This window comes from Paenibacillus sp. 1781tsa1 (assembly GCF_024159265.1).
Taxonomy (GTDB): domain Bacteria; phylum Bacillota; class Bacilli; order Paenibacillales; family Paenibacillaceae; genus Paenibacillus.
The window spans coordinates 3788976-3811712 of the sequence record NZ_JAMYWY010000001.1; the positions used below are offsets into that span (position 1 = coordinate 3788976).

General features: G+C 44.0%; 16 protein-coding genes. 9 read left to right on the forward strand and 7 right to left on the reverse strand.

Going from position 1 to position 22737, the window contains the following annotated elements; translation table 11 throughout:
* Positions 1-53 precede the first annotated feature (53 nt).
* The 4 genes from NKT06_RS16625 to NKT06_RS16640 all read right to left on the reverse strand — a co-directional run bounded on the left by NKT06_RS16625 (position 54) and on the right by NKT06_RS16640 (position 2984).
* Positions 54-812 carry an SDR family oxidoreductase gene (locus tag NKT06_RS16625; RefSeq protein WP_253436685.1) on the reverse strand — a complete coding sequence of 253 codons (759 nt, stop codon included), beginning with the start codon at positions 810-812 and terminating at the stop codon, positions 54-56.
* 471 nt (positions 813-1283) lie between these two features.
* Positions 1284-2126 carry an oxidoreductase gene (locus NKT06_RS16630; RefSeq protein ID WP_253436688.1) on the reverse strand — a complete coding sequence of 281 codons (843 nt, stop codon included), beginning with the start codon at positions 2124-2126 and terminating at the stop codon, positions 1284-1286.
* Between the two features lie 90 nt (positions 2127-2216).
* Positions 2217-2585, reverse strand: a complete 369-nt coding sequence (locus tag NKT06_RS16635) for a MerR family transcriptional regulator (RefSeq protein WP_253436691.1) — start codon at positions 2583-2585, stop codon at positions 2217-2219.
* 69 nt (positions 2586-2654) lie between these two features.
* Positions 2655-2984 (reverse strand): winged helix-turn-helix transcriptional regulator, encoded by a 330-nt coding sequence (locus NKT06_RS16640; protein ID WP_253436694.1) that lies wholly within the window; start codon positions 2982-2984, stop codon positions 2655-2657.
* Between the two features lie 106 nt (positions 2985-3090).
* Here NKT06_RS16640 and NKT06_RS16645 point away from each other — a divergent pair, with 106 nt between their 5' ends.
* Entirely contained in the window at positions 3091-3357 is a 267-nt protein-coding gene (locus tag NKT06_RS16645; RefSeq protein ID WP_253436696.1) for a nitronate monooxygenase, read from the forward strand.
* A 303-nt stretch (positions 3358-3660) separates the two neighbouring features.
* On the opposite strand, the gene NKT06_RS16650 is transcribed toward NKT06_RS16645, so the two are convergent.
* The gene (locus NKT06_RS16650; protein ID WP_253436699.1) at positions 3661-4455 is read right to left on the reverse strand and encodes a helix-turn-helix transcriptional regulator; all 795 of its coding nucleotides are present in this window, start codon (positions 4453-4455) and stop codon (positions 3661-3663) included.
* Positions 4456-4669: 214 nt separating this feature from the next.
* On the opposite strand from NKT06_RS16650, the gene NKT06_RS16655 reads away from it, so the two are divergent.
* Positions 4670-6910 carry a helix-turn-helix domain-containing protein gene (locus NKT06_RS16655; RefSeq protein ID WP_253436702.1) on the forward strand — a complete coding sequence of 747 codons (2241 nt, stop codon included), beginning with the start codon at positions 4670-4672 and terminating at the stop codon, positions 6908-6910.
* A gap of 129 nt (positions 6911-7039) precedes the next feature.
* Here NKT06_RS16655 and NKT06_RS16660 read toward each other — a convergent pair whose 3' ends face one another.
* Positions 7040-7924: a carbohydrate ABC transporter permease gene (locus tag NKT06_RS16660; protein WP_062329851.1), complete on the reverse strand. Its 885-nt coding sequence runs from the start codon at positions 7922-7924 to the stop codon at positions 7040-7042.
* A gap of 422 nt (positions 7925-8346) precedes the next feature.
* Between NKT06_RS16660 and NKT06_RS16665 the strand changes: the two genes are divergently transcribed.
* The 5 genes from NKT06_RS16665 to NKT06_RS16685 all read left to right on the forward strand — a co-directional run bounded on the left by NKT06_RS16665 (position 8347) and on the right by NKT06_RS16685 (position 18904).
* The gene (locus tag NKT06_RS16665; protein ID WP_253442613.1) at positions 8347-9204 is read left to right on the forward strand and encodes an ABC transporter permease; all 858 of its coding nucleotides are present in this window, start codon (positions 8347-8349) and stop codon (positions 9202-9204) included.
* A gap of 67 nt (positions 9205-9271) precedes the next feature.
* A complete protein-coding gene (locus tag NKT06_RS16670) occupies positions 9272-10777 on the forward strand; it encodes an extracellular solute-binding protein (protein WP_253436705.1) in 1506 nt (501 codons plus the stop codon).
* 33 nt (positions 10778-10810) lie between these two features.
* Positions 10811-11953 carry a glycoside hydrolase family 88/105 protein gene (locus NKT06_RS16675; protein WP_253436708.1) on the forward strand — a complete coding sequence of 381 codons (1143 nt, stop codon included), beginning with the start codon at positions 10811-10813 and terminating at the stop codon, positions 11951-11953.
* 233 nt (positions 11954-12186) lie between these two features.
* On the forward strand, positions 12187-17271 hold the full coding sequence (locus NKT06_RS16680; protein ID WP_253442615.1) for a pectinesterase family protein: 5085 nt from the start codon (positions 12187-12189) through the stop codon (positions 17269-17271).
* 34 nt (positions 17272-17305) lie between these two features.
* On the forward strand, positions 17306-18904 hold the full coding sequence (locus tag NKT06_RS16685) for a glycoside hydrolase family 43 protein (protein ID WP_253436711.1): 1599 nt from the start codon (positions 17306-17308) through the stop codon (positions 18902-18904).
* A gap of 242 nt (positions 18905-19146) precedes the next feature.
* Here NKT06_RS16685 and NKT06_RS16690 read toward each other — a convergent pair whose 3' ends face one another.
* Complete coding sequence (locus NKT06_RS16690) at positions 19147-20139, reverse strand: GntR family transcriptional regulator (protein WP_253436714.1); 993 nt, start codon at positions 20137-20139, stop codon at positions 19147-19149.
* A 260-nt stretch (positions 20140-20399) separates the two neighbouring features.
* Here NKT06_RS16690 and NKT06_RS16695 point away from each other — a divergent pair, with 260 nt between their 5' ends.
* Positions 20400-21737 carry an ABC transporter substrate-binding protein gene (locus NKT06_RS16695; protein WP_253436717.1) on the forward strand — a complete coding sequence of 446 codons (1338 nt, stop codon included), beginning with the start codon at positions 20400-20402 and terminating at the stop codon, positions 21735-21737.
* 84 nt (positions 21738-21821) lie between these two features.
* The gene (locus NKT06_RS16700) at positions 21822-22718 is read left to right on the forward strand and encodes a carbohydrate ABC transporter permease (protein WP_253436720.1); all 897 of its coding nucleotides are present in this window, start codon (positions 21822-21824) and stop codon (positions 22716-22718) included.
* The last annotated feature ends 19 nt before the right edge of the window (positions 22719-22737 follow it).

The following is a 22737-nucleotide window of genomic DNA, read 5'->3' on the forward strand; positions in this document are numbered from 1 at the left end:
AAAAAGCTGCCTAAGCACCCTCGGAGGGCTTAAGCAGCAATAGGGCTAACATATTAGAGAATCGTTTGAGCGCCATCCAGAACCAAGTCAACGCCAATGGTGAAGCGTGACTCATCCGAAGCCAGATAAACAACAGCTTTGGCAATCTCTTCGGCAGTACCCATGCGTCCAGCCGGAATCCCGTCACGAATGCGGTTAATAACCATCTCACGAATTTCGTCAGACACGCCTAGCTTGTTCTTATCGTAAAGCGGGGTATCAATCGGTCCAGGACTCACCGTATTGAAGCGAATTCCGTGAGACGATAATAAGTCGGAATTCCAGGCTTTGGTCAGGGTGGAAATGGCACCTTTAGTAGCCGCATAAGCGTTGGAATGTGCATATCCGGCATGAGAGCTGCTCGATCCCATTAAAACGACAGAGGATGGGTTCGCCATCACTGGAGTTAATGCCTGCATTAAGAAAAATGGAGCTTTTACGTTGATAGCAAACAAGCGGTCAAAGGCTTCTTCATCGATTTGCTCGAATGGACGCCAGTCAGATACGCCTGCGTTTAAAAAGGCAATATCCAGTTTGCCAAAATGTTGTTCAACTCGATCAGCCAGTTGACGTTGAGCATTGAGGTCTCGGGAATCTGCCTGAAGCACAAGGACTTGATTTCCAAGTTCCTTTTGCGTTTTTTCTACATTTGCCGGAGTTACTCCGGTGACAATCAATTCAGCGCCTTCAGCCAGAAATTGTTTGGCTGTCTCCAAGCCAATTCCGCTGGTGCCACCCGTAATAAGTGCTCGTTTACCATTAAGTCTAGTCATGTTAAAACCTCCATCGCAAGATACTTACAAGGACAAATATAAGACGATAATAATATAAAGTCAAGTAACTCAACTTTATTTATTTTTTCTTTTGTGATAAGCTCACTTTGAACACAGGAGACGGTGAATAAAGAATCAAAGAAGTTTTAAATGAGGGAGGAGTAGTCCTGATAGGACATCACGTAAATAGGTTCAACGTCTGAAGATCGTTATCAAGTAAGAGAGGCCGGGAGTCCTCGGACATTCTTTGGATGAATTAGATCGTTATATACAGGGATCGACAGCAAATATTAGTGATCACGCGTTAAAGAAGCAATATACAGTCACATGGAAAGAGATACAAGGGAAGTTATCAAAATGTAAATCAGGCATGGTAGCATTATGTTCCAATCTGAACAAGATACTGCCATCTTATAAATCACAAAGGGCAGCAGACATTATACGTCAGCCACCCTTAGAAATTTAACCAGTTTATGATTTGTAATCTGCGTTTATCGTTGTTTCTTTCCATTGTTCTATGCTGGCAAGCATGTTGCTAAATTTATAAGTTGCCGCATCATAGGCTTGTTGACCAAGCAACAAACGAAGAGGTGGTTCTGTAGTTTCTACAACTTTAATAACGGATTCGGCAGCCTTTGCAGGATCTCCAGCTTCTTGACCAGCACCTAGTTGAATACCTTGCAGCATTTGTCCAACAATGGATTCTTTAAGCTCAGGGATGCTTGTCTCTGTTTTGGCAGAAGAACGGCCACCCCAATCCGTGCGGAAGCTACTTGGCTCCATTAAAGTCACGTGAATATTAAAAGGTGCTAATTCTTGTGAGAGGCTCTCAGATATTCCCTCAACAGCATATTTCGTAGCATGATAATACCCGAGAGTTGGGAAGGAAGTTAAGCCGCCAATGGATGAGAAGTTTATAATGTGACCACTTTTTTGAGAACGCATGTAAGGGAGTACCGCATTCGTCATATGCATGAGCCCCCAGAAGTTAATCTCGAACATCTTACGCGTTTCTTCCTCTACGCTTTCCTCAACAGAGCTGAAATAACCGATACCTGCATTGTTTACGAGCACATCAATACGATTAAACTTCTCTATTGTACGGTCAACCGCACTACGAATCTGTTCCGCATTAGTAACGTCGAGTGGGAGAGCAAGCACATGATCTTCATGCCCCGCTGTAAGATCGGTTATCTGATCAACATTACGGGCAGTTACTACGACCTTATACCCTGCATCAATCGCTTGCTCCGCAATGTTTCGCCCAAATCCTGTTGAACATCCTGTGATAAGCCATACTTTTGGTTCTGACAATGTAATCACTCCTTCAAGGTAATAACTTTACTTTAATTCTTAAAGTTAACTTGAAGTCAACACTAACTTTAAAAAATGATTATCCGTAGCCTATTTCATCTTCTTATACATCAAAACATCGTAGATCGCTATCTTGCGAATAATCTTCTCCAGATGGAACTGCGTCTGAGCCACGGTACGTTCCACTCTGGTTTTATGCATAAGCAAAAATTCTTTTCTGGCATCCAGAGAAGAATCGCCTTGTCGAATCAGCTCTGTATAAGCCTTAATATCTTCAATGGACATTCCCGTATCTTTTAAAGCGATAACCAATTCAAGCCACTCTAGAACCTCGTTCGAGTATTCTCTTCTACCTGAAGCATTTCGTTCAACATGAGGTAAGATTCCTTCTTGCTCATAATAGCGAAGGGTGGAGGGTCGTAAACCTGTAATTTTCTCAATTTCACTAATACTATACATAATAAACGATCCTTTCCTAGTTAAAGTTAACTTGAAGTTAATTGTACCTTATTATGAACTGAAAGCGAATTAAGTCTCATTACATCGTATGATCATTATTTTCTTCTCAGTCGGATCAGTCGCATGCGTCTCTTTAATCTCCCTATGCTTCAGTCCAAACTTCTCCATCATATCCAAGATAGGCAGGAAATCGCGCCCTATCTCTGACAGAGCGTACTCTACACGTGGTGGAACTTCCGGAAATACTTCTCTTGTTATAAGTCCATTTTCTTCTAACTCTCTCAATTGTTTGGTTAAGGAACCTTGCGGTATATCATTCAGAAATGATCTGATCTCATGAAATCGTCGTGCTTGATCTTTCAAAACCAGATTATGAGAAACTTCCAGCGTCCGAGTCATATATTTCTTCCTCTCACTGATCAATCTAATTTATATCTTTTCGTTTGATGACAGTGGTGTTCAGCCATTTTCTACAATGCTTTTCAACATTCTGATCGAAGAAAAGGTGAAATATGTAGTAGCCATTGGAAACCAGATGATTGCAAGCGAAATGGTTAAGTTAAAAAAGCACAGCATAACGGTTCTGTATCGACCGATCACACCTACAGTTCAGAACATCATGGAAGCGGAGAAACATGGAGCTGACGCTGTTATTGTCACCGGTAGCGAAGCAGGAGGGCATATTAGTCAGTACAATGTTAGTCTGTTTACCTTACTACCTCAAGTAACCGCAGCTGTTAGTATACCTGTAATCGCGGCTGGGAGTACATGAGCGAACCATTCCAACACCAGGAGGACTAAAAGCATACCAGCTCATTAAGGAAGGAAAAGCTGAAAAGGCTATACACTATCATAAAAACGGATATAAAGAGGCGCTCCTATTAGGAAACTTAGACCAAGGAACCATCAGCGTTTCTCCATCAGCAGGAGGAATCGACGAGATTCTGACTTGTCAGGAAGTTATAGACGACATTGTAAACCATATTAATCATTGATGAGTCATTGATAGTTGACTTATTTCCACTCCTAAAGCCAGAGAGCCATTCTAATCAATGGTACTCTGGTTGTTCTTCATTCATTTTAGATAGTTACTCACATTGTTCTTAAAATCTCGTGGTGTCATGCCGTAAATAGCCTGGAACACCCGATTGAACGTACGCTGGCTATCGAATCCTGCATTCATCCACACCGTTGTTAGAGACGCATCTGTGGTACGAATTAACATGGAAGCATACTCAACCCGAAGCATCGATAGATAGTTTCGTAAATTCATCTTGAATCGCTTGGAGAAGATGCGAGAAATATAATATTTACTTACGTTAAACTCGGAGGCAAGTGTGTCTAGGGTGATGGGCTCGGTGAAATGTGTTGCTAAGTATTCCATCAGCTTCTTGGATAAATCCTGCACGGGGAGTTGCTGTACTTGTTCAAATTCAATTTCGCGCAATAGATGCGCGATGATGATGTGAATCCAACCAAGCTTAATGGCATAATCATCATCCCGTTTCACTTTCTCAAATGCGACTGCAACGTCTTCATGAACATATGGTTTAGTGATAGTTGGATTCTTAGGATGGAAGCGAGTCAGATCTGGAAACAGACCACCTAAGAGCTTGGGATGGATAATAATTAACACCTCCCTCGTATACGAATCCCCAGTTGTTTCGTAACGGTGAACCATATCAGGGAATATCATTGCTGCGTCACCTTCGTGCAAATCATACGTTTGATCATTCACTTCAATCCGTTGAGACCCTGAAATGACATATAGAATTTCAAGATATCCATGCATATGTGGAGGGAAAGAAATCTCCTTCAAATTCCGGATAACCGATAATTCATCCTTACGAATCTCATAAAAAGGTAACATCCGTCTTAACCTCCAGTGCAATTTTTGGCTAGTTTTATATTCTTTATGTCTATATTCTTGTTCATTGCCATGATAAACTCTAGTGTGACGAGATCTACAACGGCTCAACATTTTTATAGTATGGCAAAATGCAAGCGATTACATGACTGCCGTGAAGGGTTTCATGACAAATGGACTCAAGATGTACCAATTCAAACAGATGGAGGAGCAGGACATGCGAAAGAGTAAAACGTTTACGAATATCTTTGTCTCGATCCTACTCCTTAGCATTGGACTCGTTGTAGGTTTTGGGAGTTATATCTATGTTGCAACTACAAAATCTGTAATAGAGCGTGTAAGCGAAGGGCACCAAAGCTTAATTCTGCAGGTGAGAAATACATTGGAACAAAAAATTCAAACCATTGAATATGCTTTTGCCACGTACAGTACGACGCCATCGTTTCGTAAGGTCATTAACAGTCCATTAAGCGGGCAAGATTATGAAGCATATCGCGAACTGAATTCCCAGCTAGGTTATATTGCAACGATGGGGCTTGATGGCGTGCAGTATTCGCTTGTGAGTCTGAAGCAGAATTGGAGCCTGTCTAACGGATCGTTATCACGAATTACAGATGAAGAGAAGCAACAGATGCAAGCCTTATTCGCTGATCCGGAAGGCAATAACCTCTATTGGACCAAAACTAAGGAAGGTCTTCGATTGCTGCATGCGTTACCGATGTATTCGAAGGACAAAGAAGCCATTGCGATGTCGGACATCTCTTTGCGAACACTGAATCAATCCCTACAGACGCAATCCGATGCTCCTATCTACATTTTGAACAAACAGGGTGAATTGCTCTATGCAGCTTTAACCGAACAAAGCCCTATATCTGCTGAGCAAATGAACTTAATCAGCAAACAAATAGTTAATGAGCCTCCTTCAGGACAAATTACAATTCCTGCTGCATCGGGTGATTCAATTATGGGCTTGTACGCCCGTTCTACTTATAATGGATGGACTTATATCACACTTCCGAATCAAAAAGAAGTCAGCCAAGCCCTATCATCGACCCGTTTGGGTTTAATTGTAATGGGTGCCGTCATTATGGCTCTGATGATCATTCTTGCATACATTATAGCTTTACGGCTTGCCAAGCCCGTTCTTCAAATTCAGCATAGTCTTGGCGGACGTGCTGAGAGAACGGTCAGGGACGAGGTCGGTTGGATCATTCAGTCGATCCATTCTATTGTTTCAGAGAAACAACATCTCGAACAGCTTATCCATCTTGAAAAGCCCAAACTTGAAACACAATTTGTTCTAAATGTACTACAGAATAGGTTAACCAGGGAAGAGATCCATAGCTATCTCGAACGATTCGCGTATACGAAGATGCACAACGAGATGTATGCAACGATGTTGATTCAGATTGACCGTCCCGGGAAAGGCGCGCTGGCTGATAAAGATACACTGCTGTTGGCCGTTAATCAGTTAGTGCAAGAGATCATTCCCCCGTCCCAACGGATGTTACCCGTCGTTTTAAATGAACGGACACAAGCAACGATATTATCCTTTGCTGGCAGTTCTTCAGACAATCGAGAAGTGATGTTGCAATATGCCAAAAGGGTTATTCAATTGTCTCGCGAGTATTGGTCCGCTTCAGTCAGTGTGGGCTTCAGTGGTCAATATGAAGACCTCATGAATACCCGGGAAGCCTGTGATATGAGTCTTGAAGCATTGTACCAGCGTCTTAAGCTAGGCAAAGAGTCCGTTATATTCTATGAGGATATCATACGCGGTAGCAGCGGACCTACCTTACTTCACTACCCTACAGAATTGGAGAGTCGGCTGTTCGATGCCATACGTCTTGGTGACAAAGAAGAGGTGACACGTACTTTATACCCGCTGTTAGCAGATATGATGAAGCACAACCTTAATCCAATGAATCTGGAGATCACATTGATTCGATTCGTGAACAATTTGATTCAGTTGGAGCAGCTCATTGGTACGGACGTGTTGCTTACACAGAGTAACGGCACATTGTATCATCGACTGCTGCATACGCTGAATCCGGAAGAAGTTGAACATATTCTTGTTCACGAAGTCATCTATCCTATGGTAGATAGTATGCAGGAGAGAGCGAGCCAACAGTTTCGCACACTTGCAGATCGTATGGCCTCTATTGTACGCACAGAATACGATCAGGACTTGTCACTGGAATCCATAAGTGAACGATTGCATTATACGCCGAACTATCTAAGTAGCATTTTCCGTAAAGAGTACAATATGACCTTTAGCGAGTACTTAATGAATATCAGACTAGATGTAGCAAGGAAATGGTTGGTGGACACGAACATGCCCATTAAAGATATAGCCGAACGACTGGGATATCAGAATTCCCAGAACTTTATACGTACTTTTCGAAAAAAAGAGAACCTCACCCCTGGTGCATATCGAAGGTTGCGGATGGATAGCTGAGCATTCCAGTATATGTTAGCAGTATCCGATAATCCGTAAGCACCTTCGAAATTCAACTCCACTCCATGTAAGCGTAAATCCCCTCAGGTTGATCCCGAGGGGATTGTTATTTTCCATATGTGCCTCATCTCAACCTTTCACTGAACCAAGTAAAGCGCCTTTGGTAAAGTGCTTCTGTACGAAAGGATACGCGAGCAGCATCGGTACAGTAGCCACAACGATGACACTCATCTTAATGGTCTGTGATGGAGGGACAATGTCTACAACCGAGCTGTTGCCATCCATGCCACTGGAGACAATTACAATCTGGCGTAGCAATACTTGAAGTGGCCACATCGTGGACTCGTTGAGATATAGGATCGCATTCATATACGTGTTCCAATAGGATACGCCATAGAACAGGGATAAGGTAGCAATGGAAGGAAGAGCCAGTGGAATCATAATTTGTAGCAGAATCCGAAAGTCGTTGGCACCATCAATTTTGGCAGATTCCTCTAGACTATCCGGTAGGGCCTGGAAGAAATTGCGCATGATGATCAGATTGAATGCATTGATTGCAGTAGGGATAATCATGGACCAGTACGAGTCGATTAATCCAACCGCTTTCACAACTAGGAAGGTAGGAATCATACCCCCGCTGAACAACATCGAGAAGACGACCAAGAAATTGATAAAGTTCCGTCCTAAGAGATATCTTCTGGATAACCCGTAAGCCATAAGTGCCGTCAGCGTCATACTGACAATGGTTCCTGCCAGCGTGATGAAGATGGATACGCCGAGTCCTTTGAAGATGGTAGGTGTGGAGAAGATGTAACGATAGGCATCAAGCGAGAAGGATGTCGGAAACAGAATAAACTTCTTCTGTACAATCTCCTGCGTGGAAGCGAAGGAACTGGCAACGACGTTTACGAAGGGTAATAGGCAGGCCAGGGAGAAAAGAAGCAAGAACGTATAATTTATTACATTGAATATGACGCCACCAAGTTGTTCCTTTTTAACATTGTGTTTGGACATCTGATATGTTCCTCCTTGTTAAGTAGTGATTCTCCCTTACCATAACAAGCGAAGAATATTACGTACATAATCCTGACCTACTGACTTGAAATGGAACGTTATAGTGATGCAAAAGCTTTGAAATACCATGATAATCCATATTACCAATAATAATCATGATCTACGATCTGCACCTGTTCAACTGGCCTTAAGCCGCGCTGGACGTGGAATCCTTCAACTACAATAGCTAATGATTATGTACGGAATCGCTTACATCTCATATGCTTAGGAAGCATTCAACTACACACCATCCCAAACAAGGAGGTCAGCAAGCAGTGAGAGAATCTGAGCCATCAGTCGTTTCGTTGCAACACAAAGCATATCGGAATACAGGATTAGGTCACTATTTGAGAAACGCTGCATCCAACAAGCTTCTTTATTTAATGATTCTTCCCGGTTTTATCTACTTTGTGATCTTCAAGTATTTTCCGATGGGCGGACTTATTATTTCATTTCAGGATTATCAGCCGTATCTAGGAATTAGAGATAGTCCATGGGTGGGCTTCAAACATTTTGTCCGTCTGTTCACGGAACCAACCTTCGTCATGCTACTTAGTAATACATTGATCTTGTTCGCGCTTGAATTAGTGATTTTCTTCCCGATTCCGATCATCCTTGCACTCATGATGAATGAAGTACGACACAGATTATTCCGAAACTCCATCCAAACGATCGTATATATCCCACATTTCATGTCATGGGTGATTATCGTCTCCATTACGTACGTGTTTCTTAGTGTGGATGGGGGCGTCGTGAATGAAATTATAGCTGCATTGGGTGGTAGCAAGATCAGCTTCTTAACCTCACCTGAATGGCTTCGTCCGATGTATATTTTGCAGATTATATGGAAGGAAGCCGGTTGGTCAACGATCATCTACCTCGCAGCTATTACCGTTGTAGATACCCAGCTGTATGAAGCTGCCGAGATGGACGGTGCGTCTAGATTGCGCAAAATGTGGCACGTAACTTTACCCGCAATTCGCCCGGTCATTATTACATTGTTGATTCTCAAAATCGGAAACACGCTGGAACTAGGCTTTGAACATATGTACTTGTTACTGAATTCGCTTAACCGGGAGGTCGGTGAGATATTTGATACGTATATCTTCACGGCAGGTTTGAAGAATGGACAATTGAGCTTTAGTACAACGGTTGGGTTGTTCAAAGGTCTGGTAGGTTTGGCGCTGGTTATGATGGCTAATCGTCTCGCCAAAAAATTAGGAGAAGACGGCGTATACTAGTAGCAATCCCGAATGACAACAAGGATGTACTGGTAGAATCTAATATTGGTGAAAAGGGGATTGAACGATGAAATATAGAACTTCCAAATTGTTAGCGCTTACGTTAAGTGGAGCCTTACTGTTATCTGCCTGTGCGGGAGGAAGTGGGGACTCAGGAACCAATGCTGATGGCAAAACAACGATTAGTTGGTTGAATATTATGCATACCGCTTCACCGCCTACGGATACCGTGCTTAACAAAATTGAAGAGATTACGGATGTGGATATACAGTTTTCCTGGATTCCGGATGCTTCTAAGGAAGAACGGCTTAATACTTCACTTGCTTCCGGTTCTCTCGCTGACATCGTATCCTTGACGATTCTGGAGAATTCTTCGGTTCGCAATGCGCTCAAAGCAGGCGTCTTCTGGGAGGTTGGGCCGTATCTCGACGAATTCCCGAACCTGAAAGGCATATCTCAGGATATGCGCAATTCGGCATCCATTGAAGGAAAGTTATACGGTATTCCGATGCAAAAGCAGGTAGCGCGCAATGGTGTTATTTTACGTAAAGACTGGCTCGACAAGGTTGGTTTACCTGTTCCCAAAACAACGGCAGAACTCATGGAAGTGGCAAAGGCATTTACAGAACAAGATCCCGATGGCAATGGCGTGAAAGACACAACCGGATTCATTGATCGCAGTGATTTGGTGTTTGGTGCTTTTAAGACCCTGGGATCTTACTTTGGTACACCAAGTGGTTGGGCGATTAGTGAGGATGGCAAAGTGACACCTGAGTTTGAGTCGGAAGGTTACATTCAAGCTATGGATTATATGAAAGAGTTGTATACCAATGGATACATTAATCAGGATTTTGCAGTAACAGCCAAGAAGGATCAGCAGGAAGGCTTCGCTCAGGGCAAGGCAGGGATCTATGTGGGAGCTCTATTTGATAGCAAGGGTCTGTTTAATCTTGCCCAAGGTGTTCAAGATGATATGGAGCTTGTCATGGTCAATGATATTACGTCCACAGGAAATGAAAGTGATCGAGCAATCTGGTCGACATCCAATGGCGTAGGTGGGTTGCTTGCTTTTCCTAAATCGGAGGTTAAGGACGAAGCTGAATTAAAACGTATTCTGAAGTTTATGGATGATCTGATGAGTGAAGAGGTATTTACCTTGATGACATATGGAATCAAAGATGTGCACTATAGCCTCGACGAGAACAATGGTGCCACCATAATTAATACCAAGTTATGGGAGCAAGAGGTACAGCCATTTTCTTCCTCGCGCCCTAACGAGAACGGGTATGCCATTGTGGATGCTGACCCACTACGTATTGAATCGACACGATTAATTGAAGAAAATACAACCTTTGCCGTGCTGAACCCAGTGTATTCGCTGGAATCACCAACGTTCTCAGAACAAGGCTCTGAGTTGCAGAAGATCATCACGGATGCAACATACAAGTATATCCTGGGCAAGATGGATCGGCCTGGTTTCCAGAATGCTATTGATACTTGGAGAAAATCAGGTGGAGACAAAATCATTTCCGAATATGAGGCAGCTCATCAAACCGTTTTAAACAATAAATAAACAGCAAATACGTGCGGAGGAGGAAATCTACAGATGCTTGAAACAAAATCTGCTAAAGATCTATGGGCAGCCAAAACAGCCGCATCCATCATGGAGCGAACCCCTAAGCTGTATGAAGAGAACGGGCATCACGGCAAGTGGTCTTATGATTATGGCGTGGTGTTAAAAGGATTTGAACGGTTATGGCAAGCGACTGGATATGAGCAATATGCACAATACATCCAGGATAATATGGATTATTTTATTCAAGGTGATGGATCGATTCGGGGATACCGGATGGAAGAACATAATATTGATCATTTGAATAACGGCAAGCTGATGTTCGGCCTGTATGACAGGACAGGGAAAATAAAATATAAGCTTGCGGCAGGTCTGTTACGTGAACAATTTGAGACTCACCCGCGCACGTCTGAGGGAGCTTTCTGGCACAAGCAAGTATATCCCTATCAGATCTGGTTGGACGGTCTCTATATGGGTGCGCCGTTCTATCTGGAATACTTGCTTCGTTGGGAGCCCGAAGAGGGCTTGTTGAACGATGTGACTAGACAATTTATACTGTGTGCCCATCATACCCGAGACGATGCTACAGGATTGCTATATCATGCTTGGGATGAACAGCGCAATCAGTCTTGGAGCCATCCGGTAACAGGACAATCACCAAACTTCTGGGGCAGATCTATCGGCTGGTTTGTTATGGCTTTAGTCGATGTCCTGGAGTTATTACCAAGCCATCATCCCGATTATAGCAAGTTGGTTGATATTTTCACAGATACGATGACTGCGCTGCGCACCTATCAGGATACAGCTAGCGGGGTATGGTATCAAGTGGTAAATGAGGGAGATCGCAAAGGAAATTATCTGGAGGCTTCAGCATCCAGCATGATTGTCTACGCCATGGCCAAAGGGATTCGGCTAGGATGGTTACCGTGGGAATGGGAACTGATATTGAACCATGCTTATGCAGGATTAATCTCTGAATTCGTAATGGAGACCAATCAGGGTTGGGTGAATCTCTACAAAAACTGCCAGGTTGCAGGGCTCGGTGGAGATGCAAGGCGTGACGGAAGTTACGCGTATTATATAAGTGAACCGATTATAACGAATGATCAAAAAGGAATGGGAGCTTTCTTGCTCGCATGTACCGAATACGAGTACTTGCTGCATGCCAAAGTTTAACAATCTATGACGAGACCCGTTGGATAGGAAATCTAGAACGTGATCGCAGAAAGAGTACGGATAGGTTTCAGATTACAACGGGTTTTCGCATCCTTTTACTGATAACACTTACATTATATTGTGGAGGTGATGCCAGATCAGAGAAATGTTTATCGCATGAGCATCTGGCTCTCAGTGAGGTAACATTCTGTACAATTACATGTAAACCGGAGGAGGAAGATTCGTTGAAAAGAATGGTATCATTCGTATTGGTCGTTGCGATGTTGTTCAGTTTGCTACCAGGTATGGTTGCTGCAGAAGATGAAGCTACTCCATTATTGTCCGCATTTCCCGGTGCTGAAGGCGGCGGTAAGTACGTGACAGGTGGTAGGGGAGGGTCAGTGTATGAAGTGACCACCCTCGCCGATTCCGGCCCTGGATCCCTTCGAGATGCTGTTAGTCAGAGTGATACCACCGTAGTATTCAGAGTGGGAGGAACGATCCATCTAGAATCCCCTCTGGCGATTACCGGTTCTAATATCACGATTGCTGGACAGACAGCTCCAGGAGAAGGAATCACTGTATCCGATTATTGGACCACATTCCAAGCGGACAACATTATCGTCAGGCATATGCGCTTCCGGCTTGGGGATAAGCATCCTAGTGAGGATGACGTATTTGGTGGACGATACCACAAAAACATTATGATCGACCACTCGTCGTTTACCTGGTCTGTTGACGAAGTACTGAGTATGTACGCCAACGAGAATACAACTGTGCAGTGGTCTGTCATTGCTGAGAGCATGCTGATGACTACGCATCAGAAGGGGCGGCATGGATATGCAGGTATCTGGGGAGGGAACAACACCTCCTTCCATCACAACATCATTGCTCATAACGTGAGCCGTAACCCGAGATTTGCAGGGGCTCCTGGTTTTAATACCGAGTCTTACAACAATATTGTCTACAATTGGGGGTTCTTCTCTGCTTATGGCGGTGAGGAGGGCAACTATAACCTCATGAATAACTACTATAAATACGGACCGAATACGTATCGAAATGCCCGGGATCAGATTTTCCTTGATGTTGCACCTGATACACGATTACATGTGAGTGGCAATGTCGTGGACAGTTATCCCGATGTCACAGCGGACAACTGGTTAGGTGTGGGAGAACTTGCGAATCCAGATTCCAAACTACTCGCTCCTGTGCAGATGGCTAATCCCACATCCATGGACGATGCAGAAACAGCCTATGAGCAAGTTCTTGCAAAAGCAGGTGCAAGTCTGCCTAGACGGGACGCCATCGATGCTCGAATTGTAAATGATGTGAAAAACCGCACGGGACAACATATTAATTCACAAAAGGAAGTTGGCGGTTACCTTGAGTTTGAGGAGATGGCTTCAGCTCTGGTTGACTCGGATCATGACGGTATGCCCGACGAATGGGAGATCAGTATGGGACTCAATCCGAATGATCCTGCTGACCGTAACGAGATACATGAATCAGGTTATACCTATCTGGAGACATACCTGAACAGCATTGCTGGCAACGGATCTATGAATCCCACGGTTACCCTTCAGTCACCAGCCAATCATACCGTTCAGACTGAAGGGTCTTCCGTTGAGATCACGGCTTCTGCGTCAGATATAGACGGCAGCATTGCCAAAGTGGAATTTTATCAAAATGATGTGAAACTGGGGGAAGATGAGACAGCGCCTTACACGTTTACATGGGAAGATGTGCAGGATGGCACTCATTATCTCACCGTCCGAGCGATTGATGACTCAGGTACTTCAACGCAGTCCAACAATGTCACGGTACATGTTCACAAGCAGAACAGTATTGCCCCTTGGTCATCAACCGATATTGGAGAACCGGGCATTACGGGTCATGCCCAATTGGGAGCTAGTGATACTGACGTTACGGTAAAATCAGCTGGAGATATCCATGGAGAGACGGATCATTTCCACTATGCTTACCAAATCTTAGAAGGAAATGGTGAGATTGTAGCTAGAGTTGATCAGGTGACAGCTACCGACGATGGAGCCGAAGCAGGTGTCATGATTCGTAAAAGTCTGGATGCGTCATCCCCGTTTATTGCCGCCATGGTCACTTATGTGAAGGGTGGACAACAAGCCGTTAGCCTTGTTCGTGATGGAGCGGGCACCGAAGTTGTGCATCAGGAAAAAGGCAGCATGGTCACACTCCCGTATTGGGTTAAGCTTGTGCGACTTGGGGATCAAGTGACTTCACTTGTATCCAAAGACGGTAACAATTGGTTTGTTATCGATTCACAATCATTCCCAGCAGACGAAACGGTCTACATCGGATTGGCAGCCGATGCTTCCAAACCGGATGATGAAGTTGATAAGCTCAATGCATCTGTTTTCTCCAATGCATCCGTTCAGGAGTTGCCTGCTGATTTCCCGACAGCACCTACTGAACTTGTAGCTGAGCCGGACCTCAAGTCCATTCACTTACATTGGGATGAAGTGCAAAGCGCTGACTCTTATTCAATGTATAGAGCAGATATACCTGGTGGGCCATACACGTTGCAGCAAGAGGGGATTACGACCATCACCTACACAGATCCCAATCTTACTGTAGGTAAAGCCTATTATTATGCAGTGAAGGCTACGAATGATCATGGCACAAGCTTCTATTCCAATGAGGCTAGTGCAGCAGCGGAAGGAGAGCCCGAGACCATCTTTTACATGAATGATGACTTTGAGGATACCGAGATCAATACGACACCAGCAAGTTACACTGGACTACCTGACCCACAGACGAACGATCTTAAAGTTGTTGTTAACCAGATCCCCACAGGAACAACAGGAAACGCGTCTACTAAAGCGCTCATGCTATATGACAATGGGGCTGGGATCGCCCAATTCGTAAGATCATTTCCACCACAACGGGGAAGTTTTGTATTTGAGGCTGATATCATGTCTCAAGGCTGGCCTGGCACCTCAACCGTTCTGCAATTGCAAAATGGAACCGGCAGTCGCACCGCACTTTCCATTGAGCTACGCAAACCTTCTGCTCCGGTAGCAGAGGATCAGTATACGCTAATATACAAAAAAGACGGCAAAGATCACAAATTAATGAATGCACCGGTCAATAATCAATGGTACAACTTCAAAATCGTTGGCAATGTAGCCTCGCAAAAAGCGGACATATACATTGATGACGTGCGCGTCGCAGATGATGTCCCGTTCCAGGCCGATGTGACTGCCGATGGTGTTGGACGTTTGTTTGCCAGAACACCAGGCACGGGTAAAGGCACGTTGTTCTATGACAATGTCAAACTTTATGTTGAACCGGTTAGTTCTCCTAAAGGGCTTCGTACCGAACCAGGCAATGGTATGGTGAGATTACATTGGGAGGAAGCGGACGGGGCTTCTACGTACAATGTAAAGCGTAGTATTCAGTCCGCGAACGACTACGAGTTGATTGCTTCTGAGTTAACTGAGACAACTTACATTGACGAAGAGGTCACCAATGGAACGACTTACACATATGTCGTCACGGCCGTTGGTCCATTGGGCGAGAGCGGCAATTCCAACACGTCTTCAGTGACACCCTCGGAGGATGCTGTACGACCAGACATGCCTGAGAATCTGAAAGCTGTTGCGAGAAACGCACAAGCAGATTTAACGTGGGATGAAGTCGAAGCAGCTAACTACTACACTTTAAAACGTAGTTTGCAGGCTGAAGGCCCGTATACAGCTGTGTCGTCTCGTGCAGCTGTTCCTACGTTTCGGGATGGAGGACTGGATAATGGAACGACCTACTATTACGTCGTATCTGCGACTGGTATTGGAGGAGAGGGAGCGGATTCTTCCCCGGTTGCTATAACACCAACCATGGCTCTAACTACTCCCCAAGTCACGGCAGAGTCTCTTCCCAAATCCGTTTCTATTACGTGGGAAGCGATAGAAGGCGCTTCGACTTATGTGATCAAGCGTGCAATGTCCGTGACTGGAACTTATGATGTCATTGCTGATCAAGAATCAGGAACTTCCTATGTGGATACAGGACTCGTGAACGGTAAGCCATATTATTATAAGGTATCCGCAATTGCTCAAGGTACACGAAGCCTTGACTCCGCAGCCGTTGGTACACGGCCAGCAGTGGATGATGGTAGACCTCAGACCCCGTCAGAGATTCGTGCTGAGCCAGGTGAAAGTACAATCACTCTTACTTGGCAAGAAGCCGAGGGGGCTAAGGAATATTCAGTGAAACGAAGTGAATCACCCGAAGGGCCATTCGTTACTGTAGCTTCCAATACAAATGATACTTCATTCTCTGATACACAGTTAATCAATGGCACTGCCTATTATTATGTCATTACGGCATTGAATGAAGTTGGCGAGAGTATGTCGTCCGCTCCAATATCTGAAATTCCTGCACCAGTTCTAACCGTGTCACCTTATGGAAGTGCACAATATGAACAGGTTCAGGAAGCTATAGATGCTGTTCCGGACAATAGCACGCTTCCTACCATCATACGAATCAAAGATGGAACTTACCGTGAGAAGCTGGACGTACCGTCCACCAAAAAACATCTGCGAGTGATTGGAGAGAGCCGGGAGGGCACTGTGCTGATCTTTGGTGATTCTGCCAGCACATTGGATTCATCCGGCAATGCACTCGGTACCTCAGGTAGCTATAGCTTCCGGGTGCAGACAAACGATTTTACGGCTGAGCATCTGACCATACAAAATGATGCGGGCGACAATGCAGGTCAAGCGGTTGCTCTGCTCGCTCGTGGTGATCGTCTGGTATTCCGGGACGTTAGCCTGAAGGGGTGGCAGGACACGCTTTATGTGAATGATGGAAGGCAATATTATGTGGACAGTTATATTGAAGGTGATGTCGACTTTATCTTTGGCAATGCAACGGCATTGTTTGAGAACAGCGTCATTCACAGTTTAAGCAATGGTTACGTTACTGCAGCATCCACCGCGGAGGAGAAGTCTGGTTATGTATTCCTGAATAGCCGCATTACTGGCGATTCAAGTCTTGCTGGAACTATACCTCTTGGCAGACCGTGGAGACCTTATGCCAATGTAGTCTATATCAACAGCTATATGGATAATCACATTAGTGCATCTGGATGGAATAACTGGAGTAACCCGGATAATGAACGTACAGCACGTTTTACCGAATTCGCCAGTTATGGGCCTGGAGCGAATCCCAAAGCACGTTTTAACTGGACGACTCAGTTGACGACGGAAGAGGCAGAGAAATATTTGCCTGCCCAGCTCTTTGCCGGAGCGGATAATTGGAATCCGGCCGCAGAACTTTCACTCGTGCAAGAGAGCGCTGATTAATAATCCATAACATTTGAATAAAGGAGAACTTGACGTGAAAACATTTCGCAACCCCGTGTTGCCGGGATTCCATCCAGATCCGTCGGCCATTCGTGTAGGAGAAGACTATTATCTCGTTACGTCCAGTTTCGAATACTTTCCCGGCGTACCGTTATTCCACAGTAAAGATCTGGTTCATTGGCAGCAGCTAGGCCATGTTCTTGATCGTGCTTCACAGCTTAATTTGGATGGAATTATGCCTTCTCGGGGCATCTGGGCTCCAACAATTCGGTATCATAACGGCACATTCTATATGATTACTACATTCGTTGATAACGAAAAGAAGGAACATAACTTCTATGTAACCACTACTGATCCATCAGGTGATTGGTCTGATCCCATCTGGTTGGAAGATGCTCCAGGTATTGATCCATCGTTATTTTTTGACGAAGACGGCAGAGCCTACTATACGGGAAACCGCATTCCACCTGAAGGTCAGGAATACCCGAAACATATGGATATCTGGCTTCAGGAGATCGAACTGGAGCAGGGCAGGCTAATTGGTGAGAAAGTAAGCATATGGCAGGGTGCGCTTAAGGTGGCTCATGCTCAGGAAGGGCCGCATATCTATAAGAAGGATGATTGGTATTACTTGTTGATTGCGGAGGGAGGGACTGGCCATACTCATGCCGTGACCATCGCGCGAAGCCGTAACATCACAGGGCCTTATGAAGGGCATAGCGCCAACCCGATTTTGACACACCGACATCTGGGAAGAGCGTATCCGATTGTTAATGTAGGTCATGCGGAACTGATTGAAACACAACAAGGTGAGTGGTGGTTACTATGTCTTGCATCCAGAACAGCCGGAGGATACTACCGAAACCTGGGTCGGGAAACATTCATGGCACCCGTACAATGGGAACAGGAGTGGCCTGTTGTTAGTCCAGGGGTGGGCAGGTTGGAGCTGGAAACGAGATCACCTAACCTGCCTGAAGTGCGGTGGTCAAGTACGCCGATTCGGGACGATTTCGAAGAGAATTCTCTATCTCCGATATGGAATTTCCTGAGAACGCCGCGCGGAGAATTTTGGAGCGTGACAGAACGACCAGGGCATTTGCGCCTGCGATTGAAACAGGATCAGCTGACGGAACAGAGCAATCCTGCCTTTGTTGGTCGGAGGCAGCAGCACCTGATGTTCAATGCATCCACACACATGGAGTTTAATCCTCAAAATGAGGGTGAAACCGCAGGTCTGACCTTATTTCACAACCAGAATTACCACTTCCGAATGGAGCTGGCATTGGAGCAAGGAAAGCCTGTTATTCGTGTTGTTGAGAGGGAAGCAGGGGTAGATAAACTTCTGATCTCTCATCCATGGAGCGATCGTCATATTCAATTGAAGGTTGTTGGACATGAACAGGAGTACAGCTTTTACTATCGTGCCAATGAGTATGCTTCGTGGGACGTGTTATTCGAAAAAGCCGATGGTCGATTGCTTAGTACTGATCGTGCTGGTGGTTTTACTGGAACCTACATCGGTCTGTACGGAAGTAAGCAAGCCAAACCAAATTCAAATGAAGCAGGTATCCATCATGATCTTCCATTTGTTGATTTTGATTGGTTCGACTATGATGAATTGCAAAAAAAGTAGAAATTTCAATTAATATATTAAACACAATATGAAAGCGAGCTAGAAGATGTTGGTCTGACAAAGATCGACATCTTTTTTTATCTCTAATTCAAAGGTCATAGAGATAAACGACGTAAAAGGATTGAAGTTTAAAAGCAAAATATAGGACTGAAATTAAATCCTCAGATCTCAGTTTAGCGCGTTACAACAAACAATAAGACCTGATTTAAACATAAAAGCAAGGAGTTGAGTTTAGATTAGTGTCAAGGGAAGATGAGTTCCACGGGGATGACGGCGTTCTTAGGAGAATAAATATCTTCCATCTGTTCACATAACAGCTTTAATAGTAAATCGATATTTGAGTGATCGTTCAGAAGACTGATCGCGGCGGATGTAAGGCGTGCAGTTTCTTCAGTCAAGGAGAAGGCTGCCGAAATTCCACTGTGGTTCTGCAAGAAGTTGCTTACATAGTCCAATGCTTGCTCGCTGCGTAGAATGTCGAGAGGAATGTGACACCACAAGCTCTTGTCAATCGAGATGCCTTGATCTGTGTACGCCTGCTCGAAGCCGAGCGTGCGGTCCTCGACGGCTGTATTGGCATTTTCAGGTGAGATGAGCGCAATCTGCTGATGACTCTTGGATAACAAATGGGATATAGCCTTATACGCACCGCCGTAATTGTCGGATGTAATGGTGTACGTATCAATGTTGCGCAGATAGCGGTCGATGAACACACACGGGAATTTATCGAGCGACAGACGCAGTAATGATTCGTTGTACTTCTCATCTTCTGTTGGAAAAACGATCAGCCCCTTCACACCGAGCTCCGTTAGTGTACGAATGACGTTTGATTCGATAGAGGAGGACTCGCGCGTGATGCTTAGTACCATGCTGAGGCCGGCTTCTTGCAGGAAGTGTTCCGTGTAGTCAACGAGCTTCTGAATGACACGGGTTCTCATCGTCGGAATGATGAAGCCAATGAGCGACATGGAGGACGCGCTGCATGGGGATGGCGAGAAATTGATACTAGAAACAACAAGACTAGAAGAGACGAATGAGCCTTTGCCTTGTACGCGTATAATTAATCCTTCGTCAGCTAGTAGGGTTAGGGCGTTCCTGACGGTAATTTTACTTACTCTGAATTCGTCCATTAGTTCTTGCTCAGAAGGAATGCGATCCGTTGGCCGAAGTTGCCCTGATTTAATTTTCTGTATAATGTTTTCTCGAATTTGTTTGTAGAGCGCTAGCTTTTTCAAAGAGTAGCATCTCCCCATAAACTTTATGATTTTATAATCAGTTGGTTATATAAAGCTTATTTCATATATATATTAATACGGCATGTGAAGCGCTTACAATATGGAATCTAAGAAGTTGTTGCGAAGGGGTCTTTTCTTTGAAAGGTTAGAATTATGTTAAGGATGGTGGTGCCAAGATGGATTGTAACCGCTTAAATCAACAGAACTAACTAGTCAGCCGACTTTTCAAATGCATAACAAAAAGAGAGGATGACGAACAAATGAAAAAACGCAGTGCTTTAATCTCCATCGTTACACTCCTTATTATGTCACTTGTTTTTACTGCATGTGGTAATCCTTCTGGTTCAAAAACGGAAACACGTCAATTAGGCGCTAATGCCGGTGAGAATGCAACAGAATTATCATTTTGGACATTCGTAGATTTGCACGGCAAGCATTTGGATAAAATGCTGGGGTTATGGAACCAACAGAACCCAGACAAACAGATTAAGTTAAATGTGACGGTTATGCCTTACGATGATATGCATAACAAGCTTTTACTGGCAGTTACAAGCGGAAAAGGTGCTCCTGATATCGCGGATATTGAGCTAGGTAAATTCCCGAAATTCTTGGAAGGTGACAACGTTCCCTTGGAATCTTTGAATGATGTATATGCACCATACAAAGACGCTGTTGTTCCTTCACGTGTCGAGATTTACTCCAAAGCCGATCAGGTTTATGGCTTTGATTATCACGTAGGGGCTACGCTTGCTTTCTACAACACTGAAATTCTCGAACAAGCAGGTGTTGACTACAAGAAAATCATAACGTGGGAAGATTACAAACAAGCAGGTATCCAGGTTTACGAAAAGACTGGCAAGTACTTAGGTACTGCTGATACGTCAGCTTCGTTCCAAGCATCGCTGCTACTAGCTCAGCAAAATGCTGATTTTACAGATGAAAATGGTAATCCAAAAGTGAATTCGCCTGAAATGATTAAAGCGTTTGAAATGTTAGTCGATCTGCAGAAGAACAATGTTATTCATACGATCCCTGGCGGACAACCCGACACAGAAGAAGCAAAAGGCGAATATAACAAAGGCAACTACGCAAGTGCATTAATGCCTGAGTGGTACATGTCCCGCTTTGTAAACGAAATGAAAGACCTTAAAGGGAAGTATGCAATAGCTCCATTGCCTGTATTCGAAGAAGGTAACCCTCGTTCCGTTGGCTTAGGCGGTACTGGCACAGTTGTTACTAAAAATGGTAAAGACGTTCAGTTGGCAAAAGAATTTGTAGCTTTTGCTAAGCTTTCGAAAGAAGCTACTACTGAAATTTGGAATACACTTGGATTTGACCCAATCAACATGGAAGTATGGAAAGATGATGCAGTTACGAAAAACCCTGAAAATGAATACGTCCAATACTTTAAAACAAATGCATTTGATACTTTGAATGAAATCAAGGACGAAATTCAAGCGATAAAGTCCGTTAAAGCTTCACCAACCATCGGCAATATATTCAATACGGTTACTTTGAATGCGATCTTTGAAGATGGCCAAGACGTGAAGGAAGCGTTGGATGAAGCACAAGTAGCCATTGAACAAGAATTGAAATAAATATAATACGTAAATGATTTGGTTAAACCTGTTGGCAGGTATAGTGGTCGGCAGGTTTAACCATAGTCAAGGGAGATTGAGAATATGATAAAGAAATTTGTATACTCTCAAAAAGTTGCACCTTATGTTTTTGTATTGCCATTTATACTCATATTTTTGATATTCTGGTTTTTCCCGCTTGTAAATTCATTCATAATGAGTTTTCAAGATCGGATGTTGGGGCAGGATCCTAAATGGATTGGTGAAGCAAATTATTCGAAATTGCTTACAGATAAAGTGTTTTTGATATCTATTAAAAATAGCGTTGTGTACATGTTAGGAACCTTAGTGCTGTTAATTCCCTTTCCCATGTTATTCGCCGTTATGATCAACAGTAAGTTAATGATGGGAAGAGAGTTCTTTAAATCTTCGTTCTTTCTCCCTGCATTGACATCTGTCGCAGTTGCGGGTACCATTTTCCGCCTGACATTCGGTGAAATGGAAGGTTCATTAATGAACAGTTTCCTGGGTCTATTTGGTGTAGAACCTATTAAATTTTTGAAAGACGGAAATTGGAGTATGGCAGCACTGTTAATCCTCGCATGTTGGAGATGGACAGGCGTTAATATGCTTTACTATCTATCGGGTTTGAAAAGCATTGACAATGAATATTATGAGGCTGCTTCAATTGACGGTGCATCTGCTTGGCAGAAGTTTAGAATGATCACAATGCCATTATTGAAGCCGACCACGGTATATGTTACCACAATTAGTGTTTATGCAGGTTTAGCCATGTTTACCGAGAGTCTGATGATGTTCAACGGTAACAAATCGCCCCAAAATATTGGCTTAACCATTGTTGGATATCTGTATAGACAAGGGATTGAGCAGAATAAGCTGGGTTACGCAGCTGCAGTTGGTATCATTCTGTTAGTCATTGCGATGGTTATCAATTTAACACAGTTGAAATTTAGTGGAATGTTCAAAAAGGAGGAGGATTAAAGTGGGCAGAAGTCAGACG

Bases quoted from the DNA above. Each gene is read 5' to 3' on its own strand.
- NKT06_RS16665 (WP_253442613.1), top strand. From the start codon at position 8,347: ATGATTCTTCCCGGTTTTATCTACTTTGTGATCTTCAAGTATTTTCCG.
- NKT06_RS16640 (WP_253436694.1), bottom strand. From the start codon at position 2,984: ATGACTCGGACGCTGGAAGTTTCTCATAATCTGGTTTTGAAAGATCAA.
- NKT06_RS16635 (WP_253436691.1), bottom strand. From the start codon at position 2,585: ATGTATAGTATTAGTGAAATTGAGAAAATTACAGGTTTACGACCCTCC.
- NKT06_RS16695 (WP_253436717.1), top strand. From the start codon at position 20,400: ATGAAAAAACGCAGTGCTTTAATCTCCATCGTTACACTCCTTATTATG.
- NKT06_RS16655 (WP_253436702.1), top strand. From the start codon at position 4,670: ATGCGAAAGAGTAAAACGTTTACGAATATCTTTGTCTCGATCCTACTC.
- NKT06_RS16660 (WP_062329851.1), bottom strand. From the start codon at position 7,924: ATGTCCAAACACAATGTTAAAAAGGAACAACTTGGTGGCGTCATATTC.
- NKT06_RS16680 (WP_253442615.1), top strand. From the start codon at position 12,187: ATGGTATCATTCGTATTGGTCGTTGCGATGTTGTTCAGTTTGCTACCA.
- NKT06_RS16700 (WP_253436720.1), top strand. From the start codon at position 21,822: ATGATAAAGAAATTTGTATACTCTCAAAAAGTTGCACCTTATGTTTTT.
- NKT06_RS16650 (WP_253436699.1), bottom strand. From the start codon at position 4,455: ATGTTACCTTTTTATGAGATTCGTAAGGATGAATTATCGGTTATCCGG.
- NKT06_RS16670 (WP_253436705.1), top strand. From the start codon at position 9,272: ATGAAATATAGAACTTCCAAATTGTTAGCGCTTACGTTAAGTGGAGCC.
- NKT06_RS16675 (WP_253436708.1), top strand. From the start codon at position 10,811: ATGCTTGAAACAAAATCTGCTAAAGATCTATGGGCAGCCAAAACAGCC.
- NKT06_RS16625 (WP_253436685.1), bottom strand. From the start codon at position 812: ATGACTAGACTTAATGGTAAACGAGCACTTATTACGGGTGGCACCAGC.